The sequence below is a fragment of the Nocardia elegans NBRC 108235 genome (genome assembly GCF_001612845.1).
Classification (GTDB): domain Bacteria; phylum Actinomycetota; class Actinomycetes; order Mycobacteriales; family Mycobacteriaceae; genus Nocardia; species Nocardia nova.
In genome coordinates this window covers 69,361-90,588 of the sequence record NZ_BDBF01000022.1, presented here as the reverse complement: position 1 = coordinate 90,588, position 21,228 = coordinate 69,361, and the positions used below count along the sequence as shown (strand labels likewise).

Sequence of the window (21,228 nt, the reverse complement as noted above, 5' to 3'; positions counted from 1 at the left end):
TCCTAATTGACTACCCCGGCGAGGTAGTGAATACTTCATCGGTGTCACCAATCTTACTTCGCTTCACCCGTCGGAAGACCTGCCCATGATCTCCGTTCTCCTGACCGCCACACCCGTGCGCAGCCACGTCACGCCCCTGCTGTCCATCGCGGAGGCGCTCGTCGCAGCCGGCGACCGGGTGCGGTTCCTCACCGGTACCCGCTTCCGCGACGACGTCCTCGCCACCGGCGCCGATTTCCTGCCGCTCCCGCCGGAGGCCGACTACGACGATCGCGATATCGATGCCGCCTTCCCCGGCCGTCGCGGACTGTCGGGCCCCGCGGGCATTCGATACGACATGATCGAGATCTTCCTCCGCCCGGTCCCCGCCCAGTTGCGGGCGGTCCGGGAGGCCATCGCCGCCGAGTCCACGGATGCCGTTCTGGCCGAGTCGATGTTCGCCGCCGCCGCGGTCCTGAGCGGTATTCCGCGCGCGGAACGACCACTGCTGGTCAACCTCGGGATCCTGCCCCTCGCGCTGAAGGATCCGGATGTCGCACCCTTCGGTCTCGGGATCGCGCCGATGCGCGGGCCGCTGGGACGTCTGCGCAACGCGGTCCTCACCCTCGGCGCCGAGAAGGTCGTGTTCGCTCCCGTGCAGCGCTTCGCGAACGAGATCGCGCGCGCCGAGACCGGGCGTGCCCTCCCGCGGTTCTTCCTCGACTGGCCGGCCGGAGCCGACCACCTCGTGCAGTTCACCGTCCCCGAATTCGAATATCCACGCCGCGGCCTGCCCGACACCGTGCATTTCGTCGGTCCGGTGGCGCGGTCGCGGCCATCGGCGATCCCGGTGCCGGAGTGGTGGGACGATCTCGCGGGCCGCCGCGTCGTGCACGTGACACAGGGCACGGTCGCCACCGGTGAATGGACTCTGATCGAGCCCACGGTGCGCGCACTCGCCGGCGACGACGTCATCGTCGTCGTCAGCACCGGCGGACGTCCGGTCGACACGCTGCCGGACAACCTGCCCGCCAATGTGCGTGTCGCGGAATTCCTTCCCTACGACCGATTGCTGCCGCAGACCGACGTCTTCGTCACCAACGGCGGCTACGGCGGCGTGCACTATGCGCTCGAACACGGAGTGCCGATCGTGGTCGCCGGCCGCACCGAGGACAAGACCGAGGTCAGCGCGCGAGTGGCGTGGTCCGGAGTGGGCATCGACCTGCGCTGCGACAACCCTGCGCCGGACAAGGTCGCCGCCGCGGTCCGCACCGTGCTGACCGACCAGCGTTATCGCCTGCGCGCCGAGGCGATCGGCGACGCGATCCGCCGATCCCCCGGTCCCGAGGCCGTGCACGAGATCATCGCCGAGGCAGTGCGATCCGCCACTCAGCAGCGGACCTAGAGCTACCGACGCTCGGCCCGTCCGGGTGATCGGTGCTGGGCCGTGATCAGGCCCCACGCCTGATCGGGTCAGTCGACGCCCAGCTGTCCGGTGTCGGTGCATCGCAAAACAGTTCGCGCGCCTTCCACTCCTGCCGAACCGGCGCCTGCCCTCCCATCCCGGGCACCCCAGCTTCTCGGCACCTCGCCCACTGTCCCAGCCGAGTTCTCCCACTTCCGGAGTTCTGTCGAGCCGACCAGCGTCCGGTGTTGAACGATCCGTTCGCCGAGGACCACGCCGGCCGATGATCTGCGCCCACCGGCCCCTGCGACAACCGCTCATCGCAAGGCGCCTCGCGCCGCCTCTCGCGGTCGATTCCGCTGGGCCACATCCTCTTTCACTCCCACCCGATCTGCACTTCCAGCAGGCCGGACGATCCGTCATACCCGTACAGCCATTGCGACAAGGAGAAATCATGACTCTGCCGCACGAAACCCACGCGACGAACAGACCCGGTGTTCTCGACGATCGAAACCTCGAGTTGCCGAACATCTTCGGCGATCTCGACGACCTGGCGACGGCACTGACCGGCGCCCTCATTCGACCAGCTGACGCCGGCTGGGATCAGGCCCGCGCCGCCTGGCAACTGCTGGCCGATCAACGACCGATCGCCGTGGTGGCCGCGGCGACCACCGACGACGTGGCACTCACCGTCCGCGCCGCCGCCGCACTCGGACTGCGCGTCGCACCGCAATCCACCGGTCACAACGCCACTCCGCTGGGTGACCTCGCACGCACGATCCTGCTGCGCACCGGAGCACTCGACCGGGTCGAGATCGACGCCGATGGCCGTATCGCGCATGTCGAGGCCGGGGTTTGCTGCGCCGACCTCACGGCTGCCGCGGCAGCGGCCGGACTCGTACCCATCGGCGGTTTCTCGGCCGACGTCGGCGTGGTCGGCCTCGTGCTGGGCGGTGGCCTGGGCTGGTTCGCCCGCTCGCACGGACCCTCCCGCGCCTCGGTTCTCGAGCTCGAACTCGTCACCGCAGACGGCGTGATCCGCCGCGTCCGAGCAGGCGACGACCTGTTCGAATCGGTCCTCGCCGGCGCCGATATCGCCGTGATCACCGCCCTCACCCTGCGCCTGCACGCCATCGGTGATGTGGTCGCCGGCGCCCTGTTCTGGCCGGTCGAATCGACCCGCGACATCTTCCACGCCTGGACGGCATGGATCGCGACCGCACCGGAGACGGTGACCTCCGTGGCACGCGTCCTCCGCTTCCCCGATACACCCGAGGTGCCACCGATGTTCGCCGGACGGACTTTCGCGATCATCGAGGCCGTGATGCAAGCCGACGCGGCGACGGCACACGACCTGCTCGCTCCGCTGCGTGAATTATCGCCTCTCATCGACACTTTCGACGTGGTCGCCCCGTCGGCGCTCGCCGGACTGCATATGGATCCCCCGACTCCCGTCCCGGCCCTCGGCTGCAGCGCGCTCCTCCGCACACTTCCCGCAGATATGGTGGACGCCGTCGTCACCGCGGTCATCGACGGCCCCGCCGACACCCTCCCCTCGGTCGAGCTGCGCCACCTCGGCGGCGCCCTCGACCGCACCGAGGCGAGCCCCACCCTCGGATCCGCAGCACTGTTGTTCGCTGTCGCCGTGGTCCCCGCCCCGGCTGCGGCCGAAGCGGCCACGACCGGCTTCCGAGCATTGACGTCCGCCGTCGCCCCCGCGCGCCTCGACCGTGACATCAGCAGTTTCACCGAAAGCGCAGCGGCGCCGGATCGCCTGTTCGGCGCCGACCTGCCGCGGCTGGTCGCCGCGAAGGATCGCTGGGATCCGGCGGACCTGATCCACGCCAACCATTCCGTGCGAAATCAGTTCGGGGACTGAGATACTGGCGTCAGAGGTTCCGCCGGCCCGGCTGCCGGAGGGGTGCAGCCGGGAAGCGGGCAGACGGCTAAGTGTTGCCGGGCTCGTCGAGCGGATAGGTGAACGCCGGAACGCCGTGCGGCATCGCACGGGCGAGTATCACCGGCTCGTTCGCACCGATCCGGACGGTGAGCCGGAACCCGTTGCGGTCGTCGGAGTTGTTCTGGGGTTCGAAAGCGACCCAGGCGAATCCGGCGTCGGCCCGCGAGGCCGCGGCCAGCCGGTCCAGCTCGGCGGTCACCGCCTGCCATTCGTCCTTGCGCACGTATTGGCGCATCACCGAATGCCAGACGACGGTCAGCGTGCCGGGCTCCACTTCGATGCCGGCGAGAAAGTCGCGGGCGCCGGTCACGGCGATATCGACGGGGATCTTCTCCGCCAGTCGCAACGCGCCGTCGAGGCGGGCCGCACGGGCCTGCTGATCCGGCCAGACATACGCGCGCAACGCGAGTGCGTCGCGCGGCGACAGCGGATCCAGCGGAGTCGGATCGCAGCCGCGCCGCTCGACGACCGTGAGACGCGGATGGCGTCGCACGGCCCCGGCCAGCCACTGCGGGACCGGTCCTCGCCACGCGTCCGCGATCGTGACCGGTGAATCCTCCGGCCCCCAGCCGATATCGCCGCTGTCCCACCGGAAGTGATCGGCGCGCAGGTTGAGGCCGCCGCTGGCGCCCAATTCGAACAACCGGATCGGCAGCGGAGTCACATCGACCGCCGCGAGCAACCCGGCCAGCAAAGGAACGGCCCGGCCGACCTCGTTGGTCTGCGGCGGACGAGTCAGCCAGTCCCGGATCCACCCGGCCCGCTCCGCCACGACCTGCCGGAACGGCGCCCACGCGCCGGCGGGATCGTGGGCCCGCACCGACGCGCCCGAACTGGGATAGAAGGGCGCGAGATCGGCTGCGGCGCCGGACAATACCAGTGCGTGCACGCCGGCCAGCAAGCGCAGCGGCACCGCGGAATCGAAGTCGATGGTCTCGTAGCCCGCCAGAACCGCGGCGCAGGGTCCACGATCGTCGATATCGCGCGCGATATCGCGCAGCAGGGAGCCGTACAGCGGTGAACCGAGCTTGTCGCAAGCCTTGGCCTGCAGCTCGAATTGCGATACCAGGTGCATGAGTGAACTGTGCGCCCCTGCACCACCGTAATCAATATTGATTATGGTCAACCCATGGAGTGGATAGACACCGCCGACGCCACCGAACGGCTCGGGGTGAAGCCCGCGACCCTCTACGCGTATGTCAGCCGTGGCGTACTGAAACGCCGCTACGATCCGGTCCGGCGGCGCAGCCTGTTCGATCCGGCCGAGATCGAGGAGCTGGCCCGGCGAGGCAAACCGCGCCGCAAGCCTGCGCCGACCGAGATCGACATCGCCTCCCTCATCACCACGCTCGGCGTCGACCGGCCGTATTTCCGCGGTCGCGACGCCGTCGACCTGGCCGCCTCGCACACCTTCGAGACCGTCGCCGAATGGTTGTGGGACGGCGACCTCACCGACAGCGGCCCCTGGGAATTCTCCGACAAGGCGGTGGCGGCAGCCCGCGCCACCCAGGCCGGCCTGCCCGAGTGCCTGCTGCCGATCGATCGGCTGCAACTCATCGTCACCACCTTGGCCGTCGGCGACCCCCTGCGTTTCCACCGCGACCGCGCGACCGTCGTCACCATCGCGCGCGCCATGATCGCCGGCATGATCGAGGCCCTTCCCCAGCTGTCCGTCCCGGTCGGACGGTCCGCCGCCGCGATGCTGTGGTCACGACTGTCCGCCACCGCGCCTGCCGACGACGGCCGACTGCACATACTCTGCGCCGCAATGGTTCTGCTGGCCGATCACGAGCTGGCGTCCTCCACGTTCGCGGCCCGGATCGCGGCCTCGGCGCATGCCGACCCCTACGCCGTGGTCGGCTGCGGCCTGGGAGTTCTCGGCGGTCCGATGCACGGAGGCGCCTCGCTGGCGGTGGAGCGGATGCTCGCCGAGATCACCGATCCCGGCGCCGTACCCAAGGCGCTGGACGAGCGTCTGCGCCGCGGTGAACGTATTCCCGGCGCCGGCCACGCGGTCTACCGATCCGGCGACGCGCGTGGCACCTACCTGGTGGATGCGATCCGCACGATCGCACCGGATCACCCGGCTCTCCTTGTGGCCGAGGCGATTTCGGCGGAGCTGCGGCACCGTCGCTTGCCCGCGATCAACAGCGATTTCGGACTCGGCGTTCTCGCCACGGTGTTCGACATGATTCCCGGCGCGGGCGAAATCGTCTTCGCCGTCGCGCGAACAGCCGGCTGGCTGGCCCACGCGATGGAAGAGTACGAATCCGGGACGCTCATCCGTCCCCGCGCCGTCCCGCGACACCGATGACATCACGAACCGGGGATCGGACAGCCGTAACCGCTAAGATTCGATGACACCCCGAAGCGGCGCAAGACATACAGGGAGGGCAGCGATGCGAGAGGTCTTGGTCGCCGAGGTCCGGTCGGATTCACAGCCTCGGCGCAATCAGAAGGCGCGATCGAGTGACAACTTCTCGTTCGCGACCGTGCCGCCGGAAGCGGAAGAACTGCTCTGGCGGACAGGCCCCGGCACCGAAGTGATCAAGTTCAGTGTGATGGTCGACGTCCGAGCCAACTACGACCAGCGCGTACTCTCCAACATCGTCTCCGGCGGCAGAACCCGCATGCCGATGGAGCGGAAGTCGTTGTCTCGCCGCGGTTTCTACATCGCCGATCCTTACGGGGCGACGCAGGAATTCCTCGTGCAGGTGTATGCCCTGATCCCCGACTGAGTCGTCGACGCCGTCACCCCTGTTCCGCTAACCTCGGCAACCGTGCCGACCTCCTTTCCCCCGATCGACCCGTACGCCGACGGCCTGCTCGAGGTCGACCAGGGCAATCAGGTGTACTGGTGCACCAGCGGCAACCCCACGGGGCGGCCGGTGCTGGTCGTGCACGGCGGGCCGGGCAGCGGCAGCACTCCGGGACCGCGAAAGTCGTTCGACCCGAACATCTTCCGGATCGTGCAGTTCGATCAGCGCGGGTGCGGCCGAAGCCTTCCGAGCGCCGCCGACCCGGACACCGACATGGCCGTGAACACCACCGAGCACCTGATGGCGGATATGGAGCGGCTGCGTACCCATCTCGGCATCGACCGCTGGCTGATGTACGGCGGCTCCTGGGGTTCGACGCTCATCCTCGCCTACGCCGAGCGGTATCCGGAGCGGGTCACCGGGATCGTGCTGGTCGGCGTCACCACGACCCGCCGCCGCGAAATCGATTGGCTGTACCGGGGTGTCGCACCGCTGCTGCCCGCCGATTGGGAACGATTCCGGGCCGGCGTGCCCGGCGACGGCGACCTGGTCGAGGGCTACCGGCAACTCCTGGAACACTCGGACCCGGCCGTGCGACGCGAGGCCGCGATCGAGTGGTGCCGCTGGGAGGACGCGGTGATCGCACACGAATCACTCGGCCGCCCAGGGCAATACAGCGCGAAGCCGGACACCGCGATGCTCACCTTCGTCCGCATCTGCACGCACTACTTCGCGCACGCGGCGTGGCTCGGCGAAGGTGTGCTGCTCCGCGAGGCCGGGCGGTTGGCGGGGATCCCCGGCGACCTGATCCACGGCCGCCTCGACCTCAGCGCGCCGCTCGAAACCGCCTGGGAACTCGCGAAGGTCTGGCCGGACGCTCGCCTGCACGTCATCGACGACTCCGGCCACACCGGTAGTCCTGCCATGAGCGATGCGATCGCCCGGGCCATCGCCCGCTTCGCGCAACCCGACGGCGGGTAGGTTCGCCTATCGCTCTCCGAGCCGCAGCGTTTGCCGCACCTTCTCGGCGCGCTGTACCTCCCTGCCGTACAGCAAGCCGTAGGTGAAAGCGTTCTCCCCCGCCAGGTGCGCCTGGACGCCGAGGGTGCGTACCTCGGCGCGGGCGACGACCGCGTCCTGGTGGACGCCGAGGGATTTCTGCAGCTTCTTCATGCGGCGGGCCAGCTTCTTCTTGCCGGTCGCCTCGGACGCGTAGCGGGTACGTTTCGCCGCCTTCCGCACCTCGTGCAGGCCGCGATCGGTACCGAGCCGGCCGATGTTGTCGAAGGCGCGGTCGACACGGCGGCGTGTCTTGCACAGCGCCGTGGCCTTCGTGCGCTTCAGCGGCAGTCGGTGGCTGGTTTCGACGCAGTCCAGCAGCGCGAAATACCGTTCGCTGTTCAGTGCCTCGAGCACGTCGGCGCGGGCCGCCGACCGGCGCGGCACGAAAGACTCGGTCAGCCGCCGGCGGACCTCGCCGATCACCAGTTCGTCCGGTAAGGCCCTGACTTCCGCGACGAGGTGGTCGTGCAGAACCTCGAGGTCCCGCATGTCTCCGAGCACCCCGGAGAGCCACTTCAGCTCGTTGCGCAGCTCTCGCGATCCCTTGAAGGCCTGCAGGATGCTGCGCAGTCGGCGTCCGGCCACGCGCATCTGGTGTATCGAGTCGGGGGCGCGGCGCCGGATCAGGACGTCCTGCTCGAGCATCTTGTCCGCCTGCTCGCGCATATAGCCCTGCACGCCCGGCTCGGGCGGGCGCCGCTCGGTACGGACACCGAGGACGCGCAGCGCCTTCGGCGGCGCGTCCGATGGCTTGCCCAATCTCTTCTCGACGCTGTCGAACACATCCGGACCACCGCCGGCCAACTCGACCTCGATCTCCTCCCACGACATCACCGAGGACGACTCACCGAGCGTCTGACCGGACACGCTGTCCGCGACGACCTCGGCCGCGACTCGGCCCGTCTCGTCCAACAGCCGCCATTTCCGCCGCTTCGTCCGGATATGCGCGACCGGCGCGAGCGGTTGCCCCCTGGTGATGCCCGTCAGCATGTCGGTCAGTTCCTCTGGCGCCGATTTGCCCCCGCGCCCCAGCGGAACCTGAATTTCCTCGCGGGTGTCCTCCCCCAGCGGCAGCTTCAGATGCCACCCCGCGTCGTCCCCACCGGTCCGGCGCCGAAGCGTAATTCCCCTGTGCGCCAACCGCAGATCCGCAGTGTCATGGTAAACAGCGTCGAGCACCTGCTCGTCGGTCAGCGGGTCGAGAGTCATACCGGGCACATCATCGAGCGGCACCCCACCCGTGATCGGCAACTGGTACTTCCGTTCCCTTTCGTTCACGTGCGTGGCCATATGTTCCGGCTACCACGAATGAGCGATTTCAGTCGCGTTCCAGCGAAGGTAACGAGTTATGCGTCCTCGTTGCCCTCGCGCAGGGAACGGATCATGCTGCGGAGGATCCGCAACGCGGTCGCCTGCTCACTCTCGGTCAGGCCGGCCAGCATTCTGACTTCGACGGACCGGACCGCCGCGCTCGCCTTCTCGAGGCTCCCTCGTCCGCGAGGCGTGAGGCGCGTGGGTAGCACCTTTCCGACCGGCGCTTCCGCGGGCCTGGTCACGTAGCCGTCTCGTTCCAGGGCTTGGAGCAGCACGTTCATCGACTGCCGTGTCACGAACGCACCCCGCGCCAGCTCGGAGTTCGACAAGCCGGGTCGTTGAGCCAGCAGCTCGAGGCAGGAGTAGTGGGTGACGCTCATCCCGAGCGGCCGCAATACCTCCTCCATGGCGACGCGAAGAACGCTCGAAGCCTCTTTCAGCAGGTAGCCGAGTGACGTCTCGAGGTCGACGCCGGCACCGTCTTGACTCATGTCAGTATTCTGACATAGCGTTGCCCGTGTCAGAAAACTGACACGACTTAAGGAGCATCCTCATGTCCGTCACCGGCCCCGACTTCATCTCACTTCAAACCCGCGACCTCGCCGCTTCACAGGCGTTCTACGAGCAGTACCTCGGCCTCGTCCGCTCGCCGACCGGCCCGCCGCACGCCGTCGTCTTCGAGACGAAGCCCATCGCCTTCGCGCTCCGCGACATCGTCCCCGGCACCGATCTCGCATCCGCGGCCCAGCCCGGCATCGGCACCGCGATCTGGCTCCACGCCACAGACGTCCAAACCATCCACGACGCCCTGGTCGCCGACGGCCGCGCCATCGTCTCCGCACCGATCGACGGCCCCTTCGGCCGAACGTTCACCTTCGCCGACCCCGACGGCTACCACATCACCCTCCACGACCGCGCTTGACAGTTCTGTCGGCGAACGATCGCGGTTGCGCCGGGTTCCCGAGGCCCTCACCGAGCTCGTCACGATGGGCCGGGCCCAGAGCATCCGGCGTTATGCGGGAGATTTGTTCATGACCGTGAAGGCGAGATTGAGCAGACCCACCGGCACGAAAATGCCCGCCCACCATTTCAGTGATTTCAGGCATGCGCCTTTGAGCCACGTCTCGCTGCGCCCGTAGACTCCCGCACTCGTTGCCGCCCAGGCCAATACGAATCCCAAGGTCGCCACATACTGGAGGACTGTCTGAGCGGTGTCTCGGAGCAAGATCGCGGTGATCGTGAAAACGATGGCGACGCAGAAGGCGATCGTCGCGAACTGGGTCGCTCGGACAACCTGGTTCAGCCCTTTCGCGATATCGGTCCGCCGTTCCGTCGCGATTGGTTCGTAGGGTGTGCGATCGGACTCCGTATCGTTTGCGGGCGACGCCGGATTTCTCAAGCGGGCTTCCTTCACCCGCCGCAGCCCCGCCTCGACCTTGTCCGGCAGCAACCGCACCACAGCCAAAGGCGGTCTGGCGTAACCTCTCTCGTACAGCAAGGTGGCATTGGCCGGGCGCAGCCTCAGCGCTCCCACGCCGATCTCCGGCCTGTCCACGATCTTGTTGCCCCTGGTGAGCGTCTGCCAGCGTTGCAGTTTCACCACCTCGTGCCCGTACCGATATGTGACACGGCGATTGTGGTGGCGACAGCGCATCCACTCGCCGGGCACCCAATTGCGACACGGTCGCCCCTTGCTCGTGCGCGGATAGGCGCATTGAACCGGCCACACCGAACCACGCAGAAACCAGAGCAGCACAGACACGACAGCCACGTAGACCGGAAACAACCCGCCGATCCACAGCGGCCACGGTATCGGCGACACCGAGTCGAGTTGCCTGGAAATCCACTGCAAGGTCGATGGAAGCAGAGACAGATAGTCGTTCACCAGCCACCCCCGTCATTCACATGTTTTGTCACGCAACGACTTCGACGATTATTCCGCAGTCGGGTCGGCGTCGTGGGGCATTCGGGACCCGGCGAGGTCACGGCATCGGCAACCGGTGCGGCGCTCTCGGATTCCTGTTCACCGAACGTCGAGCGCCCCGCCTGCCTTTGCGGCAGAGTGGTTTCCAGGGCGAAGCACCGATCTGGGAGGGCACCGATGACAACTCCGTCGCTCACCTCCGAGTATGCGAACCTGGATGCTCTTCGGATCCGCATCCGGACGCACCGGCTCTATTCCGAGGTCGGCGACGACGTGAACGCCTCGGTGTTCGATGCATTGCGACTCGCGGGATCCGAGCATCTGATCGATATCGGTTGCGGTACAGGAGAATTCATTACACTCGTCGCCGAGCGCGGGCATGCCGGGCGGTTGTGCGGTCTCGATGCCTCGCCGTCGGCCGCGGCTGCGGCGGCCCGGGTGCCGGGCGCGGCCGGTGTCCGCGCGACGGCAGAGCAGATACCGGCTCCCGACGGAGCGTGGGATTGCCTGACGGCCAGGCACATGCTCTACCACCTCGACGACCCGGTCGCCGCTCTCCGGGAGTTCCGGCGAATAGTCCGTCCCGGCGGCACGGTATGTGTCGTCGTCAACCATGCGGGAGCGTGCGCACGGACCCGCGACCTCGTCACGGCCGTCGCCGGCCGCTACGGATTCCGAGAGCCGCCGGGCATGATGAACCACACCGTCAACTCCGACACCGTGCCCGCCATGATGCGGGATGTCTTCGGCAATGCCGAAGTGCGATCGTTCGACAACGCACTGGTCATCCCGGAACCCGAACCCGCGATTCGGTTCGCGGAATCGCTGTTCGCGTTCTGTGGCGTCGCACCGGCCGCGCCCGAATACTCCGAGATCCGTGCCGAGGTGGAATCCGAATTGCGCGGCTGGTTCGCGGCCAACCCGGGCCGGCCGTGGCGAGATCCGAAGGGGTACACGGTAACCACGGCGAGCCGGGCATACGCGGGTCCAGGGTATGCGCGCCCGCGGCTCCGCCGGCTCCATCGGGGCCGCCACCCGTATGGCGGTCATGAGGTAGCCGCCGTGGGTGCCGTTCCGCCTTGTCATCGCCGCGCTTCTCGATCGGCGGGACAGTGACCGACGTGCTGTTCCGGCCTTCGTCGCCGGGGCGATTCGGCCGCTCGCCGGTCCGGGACGGCCAGTCGCGCAGCGGACCGCTCAGCCTTCGGTGATTCGGCCGCCGACATGGACGGTGTGGCCGTAACCGCCTTCGGGCTGCTGGGCCAGCAGCGGCGGAACCTGGCGAGAAACCGCCGCGACCGGCTCGGAACGGGTGGTGACGTCGTGTGCGTCCTTATCGCGCCACAGCTGCGTCAGCCAGATCGTGTCCGGGTCGTCGAATGCGATGTTGATGCTGTAGTGGAGCAGGCCGCTGTCGTCTCCGCCGACGCGAAATCCGGCGAGGAGCACAGCGATCAGTTCGTCACGCCGCCCGGGCAGAGCCTTCATCCGCCCATAGACGCTGAACATATTCCCACTGGACATACATGTCGCCTTTCGTCCGCCCGCCCTGCGTCGAGGCTACTCCGCGGTGACAATCGGCACTTTTCACCAAATCACCGATACAGCGGTTGGTTTCGCGACGCCGGAGGGGCGGATCTACGTCCGGAGCTCCTCGACCCATGCCGCCGATCCTCCCGCGATTCATCGCTCGACGACGCCTTGCTCCCTCCGGAAAACGCCGAGCGCGGCACTCCGGACGCCCGAACCGGCGCCAGGAACTGCTCGTCCATCCGCCGCGACAGCGGCGAGCCGGCCGTCACCCGCACCGGCGACCAGCGACGGCTCCATCATGCGCGTCATGGCCCACATTCAGAGTTTGACGACGATCTTGCCGGTGTGGGTGCTGGATTCCATCAGACGGTGGGCGTCGCGAATGCTGTCGAGACCGTCGAAGACCGCGCCCACGTGCGGCCGGAAAACACCATCGCGGATGCCGGAGGCAATCCAGTGGTTGATCCGGCGGCGACCGTCGGCGGTGACCGACAGCTCCATGTTCGCGTATCCGAGAATTCGCAGCGGCCAGTTCATGGGCATCGCCATCGGGCGCTGGTCGAGCCAGCCGTAGACGACGACCGTGCCGTTATGCGCTGCGGCCGTGCTCAATTCGGCCAGGCCCGGCCCGCCGACGGCGTCGAAGATCACCTGCGCGCCGACGCCGTCGGTGATGCGTCGGGTCTCGGCCACGACGTCGGTATCGCCCGAGGCGATGACGTGCGCCGCTCCGTTGTCGAGGAGGTATCGGCTCTTCTCGCCGGTGCGGGTGACCGCGATGGGGATGGCGCCGATGCGGGCAGCGGTTTGCAGCGCGGCGATACCGACACCGCTCGACGCCGCGGTGATCAGTACGTGGTCACCGGGCCGCAGCCCACCGGTTTCGATCAGTCCACCGTATGCGGTGGAGTAGGTCAGCCAGGTGGCCGCGCCGGTCACCGCGTCGAGGCCCTCCGGGCGCGGGACCACGGACTCCACCGGCAGCACGACCCGCTCGGCGTAGACCCCCGCCGAGCTCATCTCGATGTTCGGGCCAGTCGAAACCTTGTCCCCCACAGCGAATTCGGCGACGTCGGCGCCCACCGCCTCGATCACCCCGGAGGATTCGTAGCCGAGCCGGGATCCCGGAAGCGTCGGCAGGTAGTAGTAGGTGCCGGCCCGGAACAATGCCTCCGCCCGGTTGAGTCCGAGCGCTTCGATGCGGATGAGTACCTCCCTCGGTCCAGGGGCCGGCAGGTCGAGATTCTCGATGGTCAATACCTCGGGGTCACCGAGTTCGTGGAAGACGACGGTGCGTGCGGTAATCGCGTCGGTTGTCATGCCATCGACGGTATGTACCGCCGGGAAGATGATCTATGCGTGAAAGTCTTGCGCAAATGTCCGTTCGTCTCGCTGCCCCGTTCGCGGCTACCATGCGGATATGGGCTTGGACGTACTCAGCGATGCCGTCGCGACGATGCGAACCGGCCGCCCGCACTCCTCGCGCCAGCGCAAGTCGGCTCCGTGGGGGATGCGCTTCCTCGCATCCGACGGCACGGGATTCCATGTCGTGTTGCAAGGCTCGGCATGGTTGATCGTCGAGAATCGCGAACCCACTCCGCTCGGCCCCGGCGATATCGTCTTCCTGCCACACGGCCGCGGCCACGCCCTGGCCAGCGATCCGTCCGTACCGCTGCGCGTGGTGAACCCGCTGCCCGACGGATCGTGGCCACCACCCGCGACGGAACCCCACCAACCCGAGGCGCCCCGTACGTTATTGCTCTGCGGCGCATATCAACTCGACCGTCGACGCGCTCACCCCCTGCTCACCGACCTCCCCGATGTCGTCCATCTGCGCCCACGAGTCGGCGCGCACCGCTCCCTGCGCGCGGCGGTCGAACTACTCGGCACCGAACTCGAGGAGTCCCAGCCCGGTTCGGACGCGATCATCACGTCCCTGCTCGACACCCTGCTGCTCTACATCCTGCGCGCCTGGTGGTTGGACACCGAGGACGACGGGACCCCGCGTAACGGCTGGGCCGCCGCATTGGCCGATCGCCCCGTCGCCACCGCCCTGCGCGCCATCCATACCAGCCCCGAAAAGCCTTGGACCGTAGAGGAACTAGGCGCCCTCGGCGGGCTGTCACGCGCCGCCTTCTCCCGCCGCTTCACCGCCACGGTCGGCCGTTCCCCACTCGCATATCTCACCTGGTGGCGCATGACTCTCGCCGGCCGCTTGCTCCGCTCCGACGACACCCCGTTGCACACTGTGGCCCAGCGAGTCGGCTACACCTCCGAATTCGCCTTCGCCAAGGCATTCAAGCGCGAGTACAGCACTCCCCCGGGACGTTATCGCGCTGCGTCACATCATCTTCCGCGCTGAAAGCCGCACCTTAACACGCATCGCTAGTCGAAGCTGTCGTCCTCGGGAAGTTGCTGCGCTGCGGAGCGGCGCCGAACGAGCTTTGCGATCGTTCCGGCGACAGCCGCTCCGACCGCACCGCCGACCACCGCGCCTAACAGGCTCTGCGGCAACGAATCCGATGGCAGGGTGCGCCACAGGAAGACGATCACCCACGCGGCGATCAGCGGATACGTCGTGGCATACGCGATCCGTTTGCGCCGCGGCGGGAAGCCTTTCAGCACGGTCTGCATATCGATGCCGCGCCGCGCGCAATAGCGTAGGAGCAGAAGTGATGTGAGACTGGGCAGCACGAAGATCAGCAGCGATACCCACTTGGCATCCAACGCTGCGGCGACGATGGCGATGGCGTAACAGCCGTAGATCGTGGCGCACAGCGCGATGGTCGAGCCTCGGTAGAACTCCTCGCGGGCGCGCTCGTCGCCCCAGGCCGGCTCGTCGGGCGCTAGGAAGATGTCTTCGAATGCAGTGGTTTTGGCCATGTCCCCTCCAGATCCTCGGTCCAGAAAATGTCTTCCACCGTCGTTCCCAGCGCACGGGCGATCCGCAGTGCGAGATAAACACTCGGCGCGTAGTCGCCTTGTTCGATCGAGATCACGGTCTGCCGGCTGACGCCGACGGTCGTCGCCAATTGCGCCTGGGTCATCCGGCACTCGCGCCGTCGCTTGCGTACCGGATGCTCCTGTTGATCGCCGACCACGACACAAATGTTAAGGATGTTTGACATCCGATGTCAAGGAAACTTGTCTTTTCGGCCTCGACCGTTCACGGTCCGCACGACCGCGACGCCGGCTCGGACACCGTCCGATTCGGTGGGACGTGGCCCGGTTGATCGATCCGCTCTACGACCTGGATCCGGAATTGGCCCAGCCCGCGCTGCGGATCGCTCAGGCAGTGCCCGACCGCAGCCCTCGGTTGCACGCCGACAACGGGAGCGGTCGAGTCGGGGACGCCGCCGATCCGGCCGCCTCAGGCGAGCGACTGATCCAATGGCGTCGCGTGGACGAAGTCGACGACAACTGCGGCGAGTTCTTCGCCCTTGTCCTCCTGGAGGAAATGCCCGGCCGAGGTGATGGTCACCGGCGAATGCGCCGCGGCGCCAGGGATTTTCGACGACAGCACCTTGTCCCCGCCGCGCGTGATCGGATCCGAGTCCGAGAAGGCACACAGGAACGGCCGCTCGAACGTCTCCAGGACTGCCCACGCGGCGCGGTTCGCGGGGGCGGCAGGATCCTCAGGACTGGTCGGAACCAGGAGCGGGAACTGGCGCGCGCCCTGCTTGTAGGTGTCGTCGGGGAAGGGGGCGTCGTAGGCGGCGATCACCTCGGGAGAGAGGTCGGTCAGGCACGCGCCGTTGACGATCTTCCCCGCTCGGAAGTCGGGTGTGTCCTGGCTGAAGCGCTGCCAGGCGAGGAACGCGTCGCCGGGATGGCGGTCACCGGTCGGCAGGAATGTATTCGCGGCGACCACGCGAGCGAACCGATCGGGATGCTCACCGACCAGACGTAGCCCGATCAATCCACCCCAGTCCTGGCATACGAGCGTGATCCGGTCGAGGCCGATGGCTTCGATCGCCGCCCAGGTCCAGTCGACGTGTGCTTGATAGGTGTAGTCCGCACGGTCCGCCGGCTTGTCGCTGCGGCCGAAGCCGACGAGCTCGATCGCGATCGCCCGCAGCCCGGCCGCCACCAGCACCGGGATCATCCGCCGATACAGGTACGACCACGACGGTTCGCCGTGCAGCAGCAGCACGACCTGACCGTCGGGCGGGCCCTCGTCCAGGTAGTGCATCCGCAGCGCGGTCCCGTCACCCGCGGGCACCTCGACGTAATGCGGTTCGAACGGAAAGTCGGGCAGCCCCGTGAAGCGTTCGTCGGGCGTTCTCAATATCCGCATGGCCCAATCCCTTTCGTCGAAACTAGCCGCCGTTGCTGTACACCCGAGTCGGTTCCACCAGGACCACCGCACGGCGCTCCGCCGCCATCACGCGGTCGTACTCGTCCCAGTCGTCGTGCTCACCGCCGGCGGCCGTGAACACATCACGCAGAAGCCGTCGCAATCCCTCGGCGTCGATCCACGGCTGCGGATCGTCGGGACCCACGATCTGAGCGCGCCCCTCCACTGTCGCCCATGCCCAGCCTTGCCGGAAAGTGGCACTCACCTGTGGGCGGGCACGAAGATTCACAAGCTTGACCTTGCCGTACGTAACGAAACCAAGAACCGGCTCCCCCGTCGAAGGATGAGCCAGCAGCCCGACGTTGACCAGCGTGGATTGGATGGTCTCGTCGGATCTGAGAGTGGAGACGACGGCGAGCCCCTTCTCGGCGCGACCGAGCTCCACCGCCTGTTCCAGTGTGGTCATCACATCTCCCCTGGTTGGGTGCTCCGATCCTCGCACGGCCCATTGTGCGCCCGCTGAATAGCGCGAATGATGGCGACTTCACGAAGTGGGGCTGCGACTCGCCTCGCGCGATGTCGACTGGGCGTCGGGGCCGAATTTTTCGTGCAAACCTCGACGAGAATGCGAGAAAACGGGCTGTTGCAGAATGCGAGCGGGTTTCCGCCATGACTTGGGTCACAGGTCCAGCTGGGCGGCAGAGGCAATATCGCGTCCCGAGGAAGGTCGTTTGGTCACCTGATGTGACGTCACTATCGAGCCTTCGGCACATTCTGCAACAGCCCGAAAACTGCAAAATTCGGCGCGGTTGGCACGATCAGTACACACCCCCGCACGCCGGTCGATGCCGGATGCTGTGGATTAAGGGCACGACCACTTCTCCGTGCGCGGCACGGCATCGCTGACGTAGCGCGGTGCCGCGGGGTGTGACGGGGTGTAGCGCGGTGCCGCGAGGTGTAGCGCGGTGACGCCGCGTCTGGCGCGGTGCCGCACGGTCTGGCGCGGTGCCGCGGGGCGTGACGCGGTGACGCCGCGTCTGGCGGTGACGGGCGCGTGGCGCGGTGCCACCAGCTGCGCGGGCGATGCTGGGGGCGCCTGATGCAGCGCCGCCAGGCGCGATGCTGTGGGTGCGTAATGCGGTCACGCGAGGGTCGGGCGCGATGAGAGATGGGCGTTCGAATCGAGCCGTCCTAGCGTCCCGCTGCCGGCTCCTCGATTGATTCATCCTGCGCCTGGTGCGAACCTCCGGTGCGCAACGGCACACCGACGTCATGCAGGTGCCTCAGCGCCTCGCGGTACGAGGCGACCAGCCCGGTCTCGTGATACGGCACGCCGATCTCGGCACAGTAGTCGCGGACGATGACCTGGGCATGCCGCAGATTCGGAGTCGGCATGCTCGGGAACAAGTGGTGCTCGATCTGATAGTTCAGCCCACCGAGAGCGATATCGGTCAGCACGCCGCCGCGCACATTGCGCGAGGTCAACACCTGCCGGCGCAAGTAGTCGGGCCGGTTGTCGCCCGTGAAGGTCGGCATGCCCTTGTGATTCGGGGCGAAGATGCACCCCATGTAGAGACCGAACAGCGCTTGGTGCACAGCGAGAAACGCGAAAGCCTTGTCGGCGGGCAGAATTGCGAACAGCGCGATCAGATAGGCAGCAAAGTGGCCGAAGAGCAGCGCCCCCTCCACTACGCGATGCTTGACCGCCCGGCTCCGGAGCGCACGCACTCCGGCCACATGCAGATTCAGCCCCTCCAACATCAGCAGCGGGAAGAACAGAAACGCCTGCACCCGCCCGATCAGCCGAGGCAGTCCGCGACTGGCCCGCGCCTGCCGTTGCGACCAGACCAGAATGTCCGGCGCGACATCGGGATCAAGGTCTTCATGATTCGGATTGGCGTGATGCCGGGTGTGCTTGTCCTGCCACCACCCGTACGCCAGTCCGATCCCGGCATTACCGACGACCCGACCCATGATCTCGGTCGGGCGACGGAGCCGGAACACCTGGCGGTGGGCGACGTCATGCATGACGAGCGCGACCTGAGCGAAGGTCACGGCCATGAACGCCGCGACCAGAAGCGTCCACCACGAGTCGCCGACGAGCACGAGGGCCACCCAGCCGGCTACGAACGCAATCCCGACGAGGCCGAGCCGGATGGCGTAGTAGACGGGACGTCGATTCATCAAGCCCGCCTCGGAGATTCGACGTAACAGGCGGGCGTAATCACCGTCGGCGCCGGTACGCCGCGATGATCTCGGGGAGGGCAGGGGGACCAAAGCCGGTGTCGTCATGGTTCTTCCTGGGAGCTGAGGCGCGGACGACACCCCGCCCGCTCTGGATGCCGACCGATGTCGATCGGGATCCGGCGCATCGCGCGTGGGGCGGGGTGACGTGTCGATACACCGAAGCTATCGGCCGACTTCTCGTTTCCTCTCATCCCCAGGTATGGCATGGCATCGGACCGTGGGGTGATATCGAGCGTCACCGCAGGCAGGCATTCCAGCCGAAGCCTCGAACAGAGCGACTTACCGGTGCGCGCAACGACCCACACTCGAAGGCGGCACAGTACCTTGTGCGGCCATTTGCGGACACCGCCGCCGACCTGGCCCACAGCGAGCCATAGCCCGATCGGCGCTGGGACCTCCGCCACGCGGCGAGTGGCGGCGGAAGTGGGGTACGACCGCGTATGTTTCGCCGTTCGCACGGCGTCCGGCACGTCGCTGCTCGTCGGAGAGCGCGTCACCCGGGCCGAGCCAGGCGAGCCTCAGGAAACCGTTATGACCGTTGGTAGCTGGCGATGACGCCCCAGAACAAAGGGCGGTCGATGATGCTGAAGTCCCAGTCGTCGACCAAGGCATGCAGATTGTCGACGATGCCCTCGATGTCGAAGTCGGCTGCCCGAGCGGTCCCCGTCGATTCGACGAGGCCGATCACATATTTGACGGCGGTTCCCATTGCGCCCGTATTCCCGGCATTCGGACTGCCAAACAGGGTTCGCGCCACAATCACGCCGGCGCCCGGAGAGCGTGCGTCTCTTGTCTTTTCGGCCGCCTCGCTGACGGGCCGGCTAGCGTGAGACGAGGGCTGCCCGTGCGGGTGCCGCCGTGGGGCATGCCAGCAACCGAATCATTCACGGCAGCTTCGACAGGCAGGTGCTCCCGGCCCAGGGCAGTTGGGCCGGGAGCAGATACCCAGTCCCGCATGCACCGTGGCGAGGGCAGTGAAACCGGGTCGTGCGGGCGGGTAACCGCTCATCTCGGCGATATGCATTGAGAAGTCATGACATTGCTTGCGGATATTCCTGCCGGTCAGTCGAGCACCGCGGTCGCCTCGACCTCCACCCGCACATCCGGCTCGAAAAGGTAGTCGACACCGATCAGCGACGCCGGAGGCATCGGAATCGGCAGTCCGATCTCCGCGGCGACCGCCTCCACGCCGGCCATGAAGTCGTCGATCTGCTCCGGACTCCACCTGGTGACGTAGAACGTCAGGCGCAGCACATCCGCGAAAGACGCACCCGCACCGGCCAATCCGCGAGCAGTGTTGCGCAGCGCCTGGGCTACCTGGCCGGCGAGATCGCCCGGCACAACCGGAGTGCCGTCCGGGAAATGTGCGACCTGCCCGCTGACGTGCACCTGGCGCGATCCGGTGCCTACAGCCACGTGATGGTAGGGGGTCGGCTGCAACATCCCCTCGGGCGTGAAGTGCTTGACAGTCATGCTCTGGACCTTTCGTTTTCGAAGTATCGCTAAGATACTTAGTTGACGAAGGACACTTCAACGAAACCAGGTTTCAGCATGGATACCAACGGTGAAATCCGCATCGAGACAGCGCACCGTGACCTACTCGATCAAGTGCTCGACAAGTGGTCGCTCAGCGTCCTCAACGAACTCTGCGAACGCCCGTGCCGCTTCAACGAACTACGCCGCGCCATTCCCGCGGTCACCCAGAAGTCGCTCACCGCGACCTTGCGCAGACTCGAGCGCAACGGCGTGATCGAACGCGTAGTCGTCACCACCCGCCCCGTCGCGATCGAATACCGAATCACCCCCCTCGGCAAAACCCTGCGCCACCCTGTCGATGTACTGTTGGCGTGGGCAGCCGACCATATGCCGGCCATCGAATCCGCGCGCGAGACCTACGACACGCGTGAGGAGACCACGGTATTGGGTTCATGACACCCACCGCCGTCGGCCGTCGCGACAAGATGTGGGAGAGCAGTCACCCACCGCTCCGAAACCTCCATCAGCGGCGAGCACCCCGCCCGGTTCGGCAACCACAAGCTCAAACGCGCGTTCGTCCTGGCCGCGTTCGCCGCGCTGCACGACTCCGCCAGCAGGACTTACTAGGACCGGAAACGCGCCGAGGGCAAGAAACGCAACGCCGCCCTCATCTGCCGGCCAGACGCCGCTGCGACGTCATCTACACCATGGTCCGCGACGAGCAGCCCCACCAACCCACCCGACGCCGGCAGTTCGGCAGCCTGACGAACTCTTGGAAGATCACAGCATGACCGAGTTCGACCTCACCGCCTTCACGGCCGCCATCCAGGACCGCAGCCAGAGCTGGGAGTCCGAAGGCACCAACTGGGAACTCACCCTCGGCCCGACCCGTGACAAGTCCGCAGCCTGGGTTACCTGCGGAAACACCCACACGGCCGCTCAACTTACCGTCTGGACCAGTGGCGAGGCCGAACTCGACGTCGCCAGCCTCATCACCGGAGCCGGCACCAGCACCCACTACGAGTTCGCCGACCGACAAGACCTCGAGGCATGCCTCGACGACCTCACCGAACACCTCAACACCCCACCCCACCCCTGACGAATCCCATAGGGGCACCCCTCGATGGAACCGAAAACAAGGCCATACGGCCCGGCACCGCTATCGATCGGAAGGTTCATGTCCAGCACCGATGGAGCACCGCGCGGCGGGAGACCGAAATGGATGGTGTCGTGCGGCCCGGGCGCCAGGTGAGCGGTATCGGCTTCCATATC

The 21,228-nt window shown here is 66.9% G+C and carries 23 protein-coding genes and 1 pseudogene; 11 read left to right on the top strand and 13 right to left on the bottom strand.

Going from position 1 to position 21,228, the window contains the following annotated elements; all coding sequences use genetic code 11:
- The first annotated feature begins 85 nt into the window (after positions 1-85).
- Both NE2_RS17460 and NE2_RS17455 read left to right on the top strand, forming a co-directional pair.
- Positions 86-1,384 (top strand): glycosyltransferase, encoded by a 1,299-nt coding sequence (locus tag NE2_RS17460; protein ID WP_063027461.1) that lies wholly within the window; start codon positions 86-88, stop codon positions 1,382-1,384.
- A gap of 454 nt (positions 1,385-1,838) precedes the next feature.
- Positions 1,839-3,263 (top strand): FAD-binding oxidoreductase, encoded by a 1,425-nt coding sequence (locus tag NE2_RS17455; protein ID WP_063027459.1) that lies wholly within the window; start codon positions 1,839-1,841, stop codon positions 3,261-3,263.
- A gap of 67 nt (positions 3,264-3,330) precedes the next feature.
- Here NE2_RS17455 and NE2_RS17450 read toward each other — a convergent pair whose 3' ends face one another.
- Positions 3,331-4,419, bottom strand: a complete 1,089-nt coding sequence (locus tag NE2_RS17450) for a DUF2332 domain-containing protein (RefSeq protein ID WP_063027457.1) — start codon at positions 4,417-4,419, stop codon at positions 3,331-3,333.
- 54 nt (positions 4,420-4,473) lie between these two features.
- Between NE2_RS17450 and NE2_RS17445 the strand changes: the two genes are divergently transcribed.
- The 3 genes from NE2_RS17445 (at position 4,474) to pip (ending at position 7,084) form a co-directional block, all read left to right on the top strand.
- The gene (locus tag NE2_RS17445) at positions 4,474-5,658 is read left to right on the top strand and encodes a citrate synthase (RefSeq protein ID WP_063027455.1); all 1,185 of its coding nucleotides are present in this window, start codon (positions 4,474-4,476) and stop codon (positions 5,656-5,658) included.
- An 85-nt stretch (positions 5,659-5,743) separates the two neighbouring features.
- Positions 5,744-6,082 (top strand): hypothetical protein, encoded by a 339-nt coding sequence (locus tag NE2_RS17440; RefSeq protein ID WP_030514821.1) that lies wholly within the window; start codon positions 5,744-5,746, stop codon positions 6,080-6,082.
- A 42-nt stretch (positions 6,083-6,124) separates the two neighbouring features.
- Positions 6,125-7,084 (top strand): prolyl aminopeptidase, encoded by a 960-nt coding sequence (gene pip / locus NE2_RS17435; RefSeq protein ID WP_063027453.1) that lies wholly within the window; start codon positions 6,125-6,127, stop codon positions 7,082-7,084.
- A gap of 6 nt (positions 7,085-7,090) precedes the next feature.
- Here the strand turns inward: pip and NE2_RS17430 are convergent, their stop codons facing one another.
- Both NE2_RS17430 and NE2_RS17425 read right to left on the bottom strand, forming a co-directional pair.
- A complete protein-coding gene (locus NE2_RS17430; RefSeq protein ID WP_063027451.1) occupies positions 7,091-8,455 on the bottom strand; it encodes a CYTH and CHAD domain-containing protein in 1,365 nt (454 codons plus the stop codon).
- 56 nt (positions 8,456-8,511) lie between these two features.
- The gene (locus NE2_RS17425; RefSeq protein WP_063027449.1) at positions 8,512-8,970 is read right to left on the bottom strand and encodes a MarR family winged helix-turn-helix transcriptional regulator; all 459 of its coding nucleotides are present in this window, start codon (positions 8,968-8,970) and stop codon (positions 8,512-8,514) included.
- A gap of 62 nt (positions 8,971-9,032) precedes the next feature.
- On the opposite strand from NE2_RS17425, the gene NE2_RS17420 reads away from it, so the two are divergent.
- Positions 9,033-9,401, top strand: coding sequence for a VOC family protein (locus NE2_RS17420; protein WP_063027447.1), 369 nt, complete (start codon positions 9,033-9,035; stop codon positions 9,399-9,401).
- A 90-nt stretch (positions 9,402-9,491) separates the two neighbouring features.
- On the opposite strand, the gene NE2_RS17415 is transcribed toward NE2_RS17420, so the two are convergent.
- Positions 9,492-10,364, bottom strand: a complete 873-nt coding sequence (locus NE2_RS17415) for a hypothetical protein (RefSeq protein WP_063027445.1) — start codon at positions 10,362-10,364, stop codon at positions 9,492-9,494.
- Between the two features lie 216 nt (positions 10,365-10,580).
- Here NE2_RS17415 and NE2_RS17410 point away from each other — a divergent pair, with 216 nt between their 5' ends.
- Positions 10,581-11,519, top strand: coding sequence for a class I SAM-dependent methyltransferase (locus tag NE2_RS17410; RefSeq protein WP_063027443.1), 939 nt, complete (start codon positions 10,581-10,583; stop codon positions 11,517-11,519).
- A gap of 81 nt (positions 11,520-11,600) precedes the next feature.
- On the opposite strand, the gene NE2_RS17405 is transcribed toward NE2_RS17410, so the two are convergent.
- Together NE2_RS17405 and NE2_RS17400 are read right to left on the bottom strand one after the other, a co-directional pair.
- Positions 11,601-11,927 carry a putative quinol monooxygenase gene (locus NE2_RS17405; RefSeq protein ID WP_084494110.1) on the bottom strand — a complete coding sequence of 109 codons (327 nt, stop codon included), beginning with the start codon at positions 11,925-11,927 and terminating at the stop codon, positions 11,601-11,603.
- A 327-nt stretch (positions 11,928-12,254) separates the two neighbouring features.
- Complete coding sequence (locus NE2_RS17400; protein WP_063027439.1) at positions 12,255-13,256, bottom strand: zinc-dependent alcohol dehydrogenase family protein; 1,002 nt, start codon at positions 13,254-13,256, stop codon at positions 12,255-12,257.
- A gap of 100 nt (positions 13,257-13,356) precedes the next feature.
- On the opposite strand from NE2_RS17400, the gene NE2_RS17395 reads away from it, so the two are divergent.
- Positions 13,357-14,298 carry an AraC family transcriptional regulator gene (locus NE2_RS17395; protein WP_233429812.1) on the top strand — a complete coding sequence of 314 codons (942 nt, stop codon included), beginning with the start codon at positions 13,357-13,359 and terminating at the stop codon, positions 14,296-14,298.
- Between the two features lie 23 nt (positions 14,299-14,321).
- Here the strand turns inward: NE2_RS17395 and NE2_RS17390 are convergent, their stop codons facing one another.
- From NE2_RS17390 to NE2_RS17360, 7 genes are all read right to left on the bottom strand, one after another.
- Positions 14,322-14,819, bottom strand: coding sequence for a hypothetical protein (locus NE2_RS17390; RefSeq protein ID WP_030514831.1), 498 nt, complete (start codon positions 14,817-14,819; stop codon positions 14,322-14,324).
- Positions 14,783-15,064, bottom strand: a complete 282-nt coding sequence (locus NE2_RS17385) for a helix-turn-helix transcriptional regulator (protein WP_063027437.1) — start codon at positions 15,062-15,064, stop codon at positions 14,783-14,785. Before NE2_RS17385 ends, NE2_RS17390 begins: the two co-directional genes overlap by 37 nt.
- Before the next feature lie 242 nt (positions 15,065-15,306).
- Complete coding sequence (locus NE2_RS17380) at positions 15,307-16,233, bottom strand: haloalkane dehalogenase (protein WP_063027435.1); 927 nt, start codon at positions 16,231-16,233, stop codon at positions 15,307-15,309.
- Between the two features lie 22 nt (positions 16,234-16,255).
- Entirely contained in the window at positions 16,256-16,699 is a 444-nt protein-coding gene (locus NE2_RS17375) for a PPOX class F420-dependent oxidoreductase (protein ID WP_063027433.1), read from the bottom strand.
- A gap of 725 nt (positions 16,700-17,424) precedes the next feature.
- Positions 17,425-18,417 carry a fatty acid desaturase family protein gene (locus tag NE2_RS17370; protein ID WP_233429811.1) on the bottom strand — a complete coding sequence of 331 codons (993 nt, stop codon included), beginning with the start codon at positions 18,415-18,417 and terminating at the stop codon, positions 17,425-17,427.
- Between the two features lie 592 nt (positions 18,418-19,009).
- Positions 19,010-19,189 carry a hypothetical protein gene (locus NE2_RS17365; RefSeq protein WP_063027429.1) on the bottom strand — a complete coding sequence of 60 codons (180 nt, stop codon included), beginning with the start codon at positions 19,187-19,189 and terminating at the stop codon, positions 19,010-19,012.
- A 353-nt stretch (positions 19,190-19,542) separates the two neighbouring features.
- Entirely contained in the window at positions 19,543-19,953 is a 411-nt protein-coding gene (locus NE2_RS17360) for a RidA family protein (protein WP_063027427.1), read from the bottom strand.
- Positions 19,954-20,031: 78 nt separating this feature from the next.
- On the opposite strand from NE2_RS17360, the gene NE2_RS17355 reads away from it, so the two are divergent.
- The 3 genes and pseudogenes from NE2_RS17355 to NE2_RS17350 all read left to right on the top strand — a co-directional run bounded on the left by NE2_RS17355 (position 20,032) and on the right by NE2_RS17350 (position 21,055).
- Positions 20,032-20,412, top strand: a complete 381-nt coding sequence (locus tag NE2_RS17355) for a winged helix-turn-helix transcriptional regulator (RefSeq protein WP_063027425.1) — start codon at positions 20,032-20,034, stop codon at positions 20,410-20,412.
- 42 nt (positions 20,413-20,454) lie between these two features.
- Positions 20,455-20,747: pseudogene (locus NE2_RS37130) on the top strand (hypothetical protein); the annotation flags it as partial.
- On the top strand, positions 20,744-21,055 hold the full coding sequence (locus tag NE2_RS17350; RefSeq protein ID WP_063027423.1) for an immunity protein TriTu family protein: 312 nt from the start codon (positions 20,744-20,746) through the stop codon (positions 21,053-21,055). The pseudogene NE2_RS37130 and the gene NE2_RS17350, both read left to right, overlap by 4 nt.
- The last annotated feature ends 173 nt before the right edge of the window (positions 21,056-21,228 follow it).

What these genes read in the sequence shown, in the direction of transcription:
- NE2_RS17425 (WP_063027449.1), bottom strand. Translation starts at nt 8,970, where the DNA reads ATGAGTCAAGACGGTGCCGGCGTCGACCTCGAGACGTCACTCGGCTAC.
- NE2_RS17390 (WP_030514831.1), bottom strand. Translation starts at nt 14,819, where the DNA reads ATGGCCAAAACCACTGCATTCGAAGACATCTTCCTAGCGCCCGACGAG.
- NE2_RS17370 (WP_233429811.1), bottom strand. Translation starts at nt 18,417, where the DNA reads ATGAATCGACGTCCCGTCTACTACGCCATCCGGCTCGGCCTCGTCGGG.
- NE2_RS17360 (WP_063027427.1), bottom strand. Translation starts at nt 19,953, where the DNA reads ATGACTGTCAAGCACTTCACGCCCGAGGGGATGTTGCAGCCGACCCCC.
- NE2_RS17355 (WP_063027425.1), top strand. Translation starts at nt 20,032, where the DNA reads ATGGATACCAACGGTGAAATCCGCATCGAGACAGCGCACCGTGACCTA.
- NE2_RS17450 (WP_063027457.1), bottom strand. Translation starts at nt 4,419, where the DNA reads ATGCACCTGGTATCGCAATTCGAGCTGCAGGCCAAGGCTTGCGACAAG.
- NE2_RS17430 (WP_063027451.1), bottom strand. Translation starts at nt 8,455, where the DNA reads ATGGCCACGCACGTGAACGAAAGGGAACGGAAGTACCAGTTGCCGATC.
- NE2_RS17380 (WP_063027435.1), bottom strand. Translation starts at nt 16,233, where the DNA reads ATGCGGATATTGAGAACGCCCGACGAACGCTTCACGGGGCTGCCCGAC.
- NE2_RS17385 (WP_063027437.1), bottom strand. Translation starts at nt 15,064, where the DNA reads ATGTCAAACATCCTTAACATTTGTGTCGTGGTCGGCGATCAACAGGAG.
- NE2_RS17445 (WP_063027455.1), top strand. Translation starts at nt 4,474, where the DNA reads ATGGAGTGGATAGACACCGCCGACGCCACCGAACGGCTCGGGGTGAAG.
- NE2_RS17455 (WP_063027459.1), top strand. Translation starts at nt 1,839, where the DNA reads ATGACTCTGCCGCACGAAACCCACGCGACGAACAGACCCGGTGTTCTC.
- NE2_RS17375 (WP_063027433.1), bottom strand. Translation starts at nt 16,699, where the DNA reads ATGACCACACTGGAACAGGCGGTGGAGCTCGGTCGCGCCGAGAAGGGG.
- NE2_RS17440 (WP_030514821.1), top strand. Translation starts at nt 5,744, where the DNA reads ATGCGAGAGGTCTTGGTCGCCGAGGTCCGGTCGGATTCACAGCCTCGG.
- NE2_RS17405 (WP_084494110.1), bottom strand. Translation starts at nt 11,927, where the DNA reads ATGTCCAGTGGGAATATGTTCAGCGTCTATGGGCGGATGAAGGCTCTG.
- NE2_RS17460 (WP_063027461.1), top strand. Translation starts at nt 86, where the DNA reads ATGATCTCCGTTCTCCTGACCGCCACACCCGTGCGCAGCCACGTCACG.
- NE2_RS17410 (WP_063027443.1), top strand. Translation starts at nt 10,581, where the DNA reads ATGACAACTCCGTCGCTCACCTCCGAGTATGCGAACCTGGATGCTCTT.
- NE2_RS17365 (WP_063027429.1), bottom strand. Translation starts at nt 19,189, where the DNA reads ATGGGAACCGCCGTCAAATATGTGATCGGCCTCGTCGAATCGACGGGG.
- NE2_RS17350 (WP_063027423.1), top strand. Translation starts at nt 20,744, where the DNA reads ATGACCGAGTTCGACCTCACCGCCTTCACGGCCGCCATCCAGGACCGC.
- NE2_RS17395 (WP_233429812.1), top strand. Translation starts at nt 13,357, where the DNA reads ATGGGCTTGGACGTACTCAGCGATGCCGTCGCGACGATGCGAACCGGC.
- NE2_RS17420 (WP_063027447.1), top strand. Translation starts at nt 9,033, where the DNA reads ATGTCCGTCACCGGCCCCGACTTCATCTCACTTCAAACCCGCGACCTC.
- NE2_RS17400 (WP_063027439.1), bottom strand. Translation starts at nt 13,256, where the DNA reads ATGACAACCGACGCGATTACCGCACGCACCGTCGTCTTCCACGAACTC.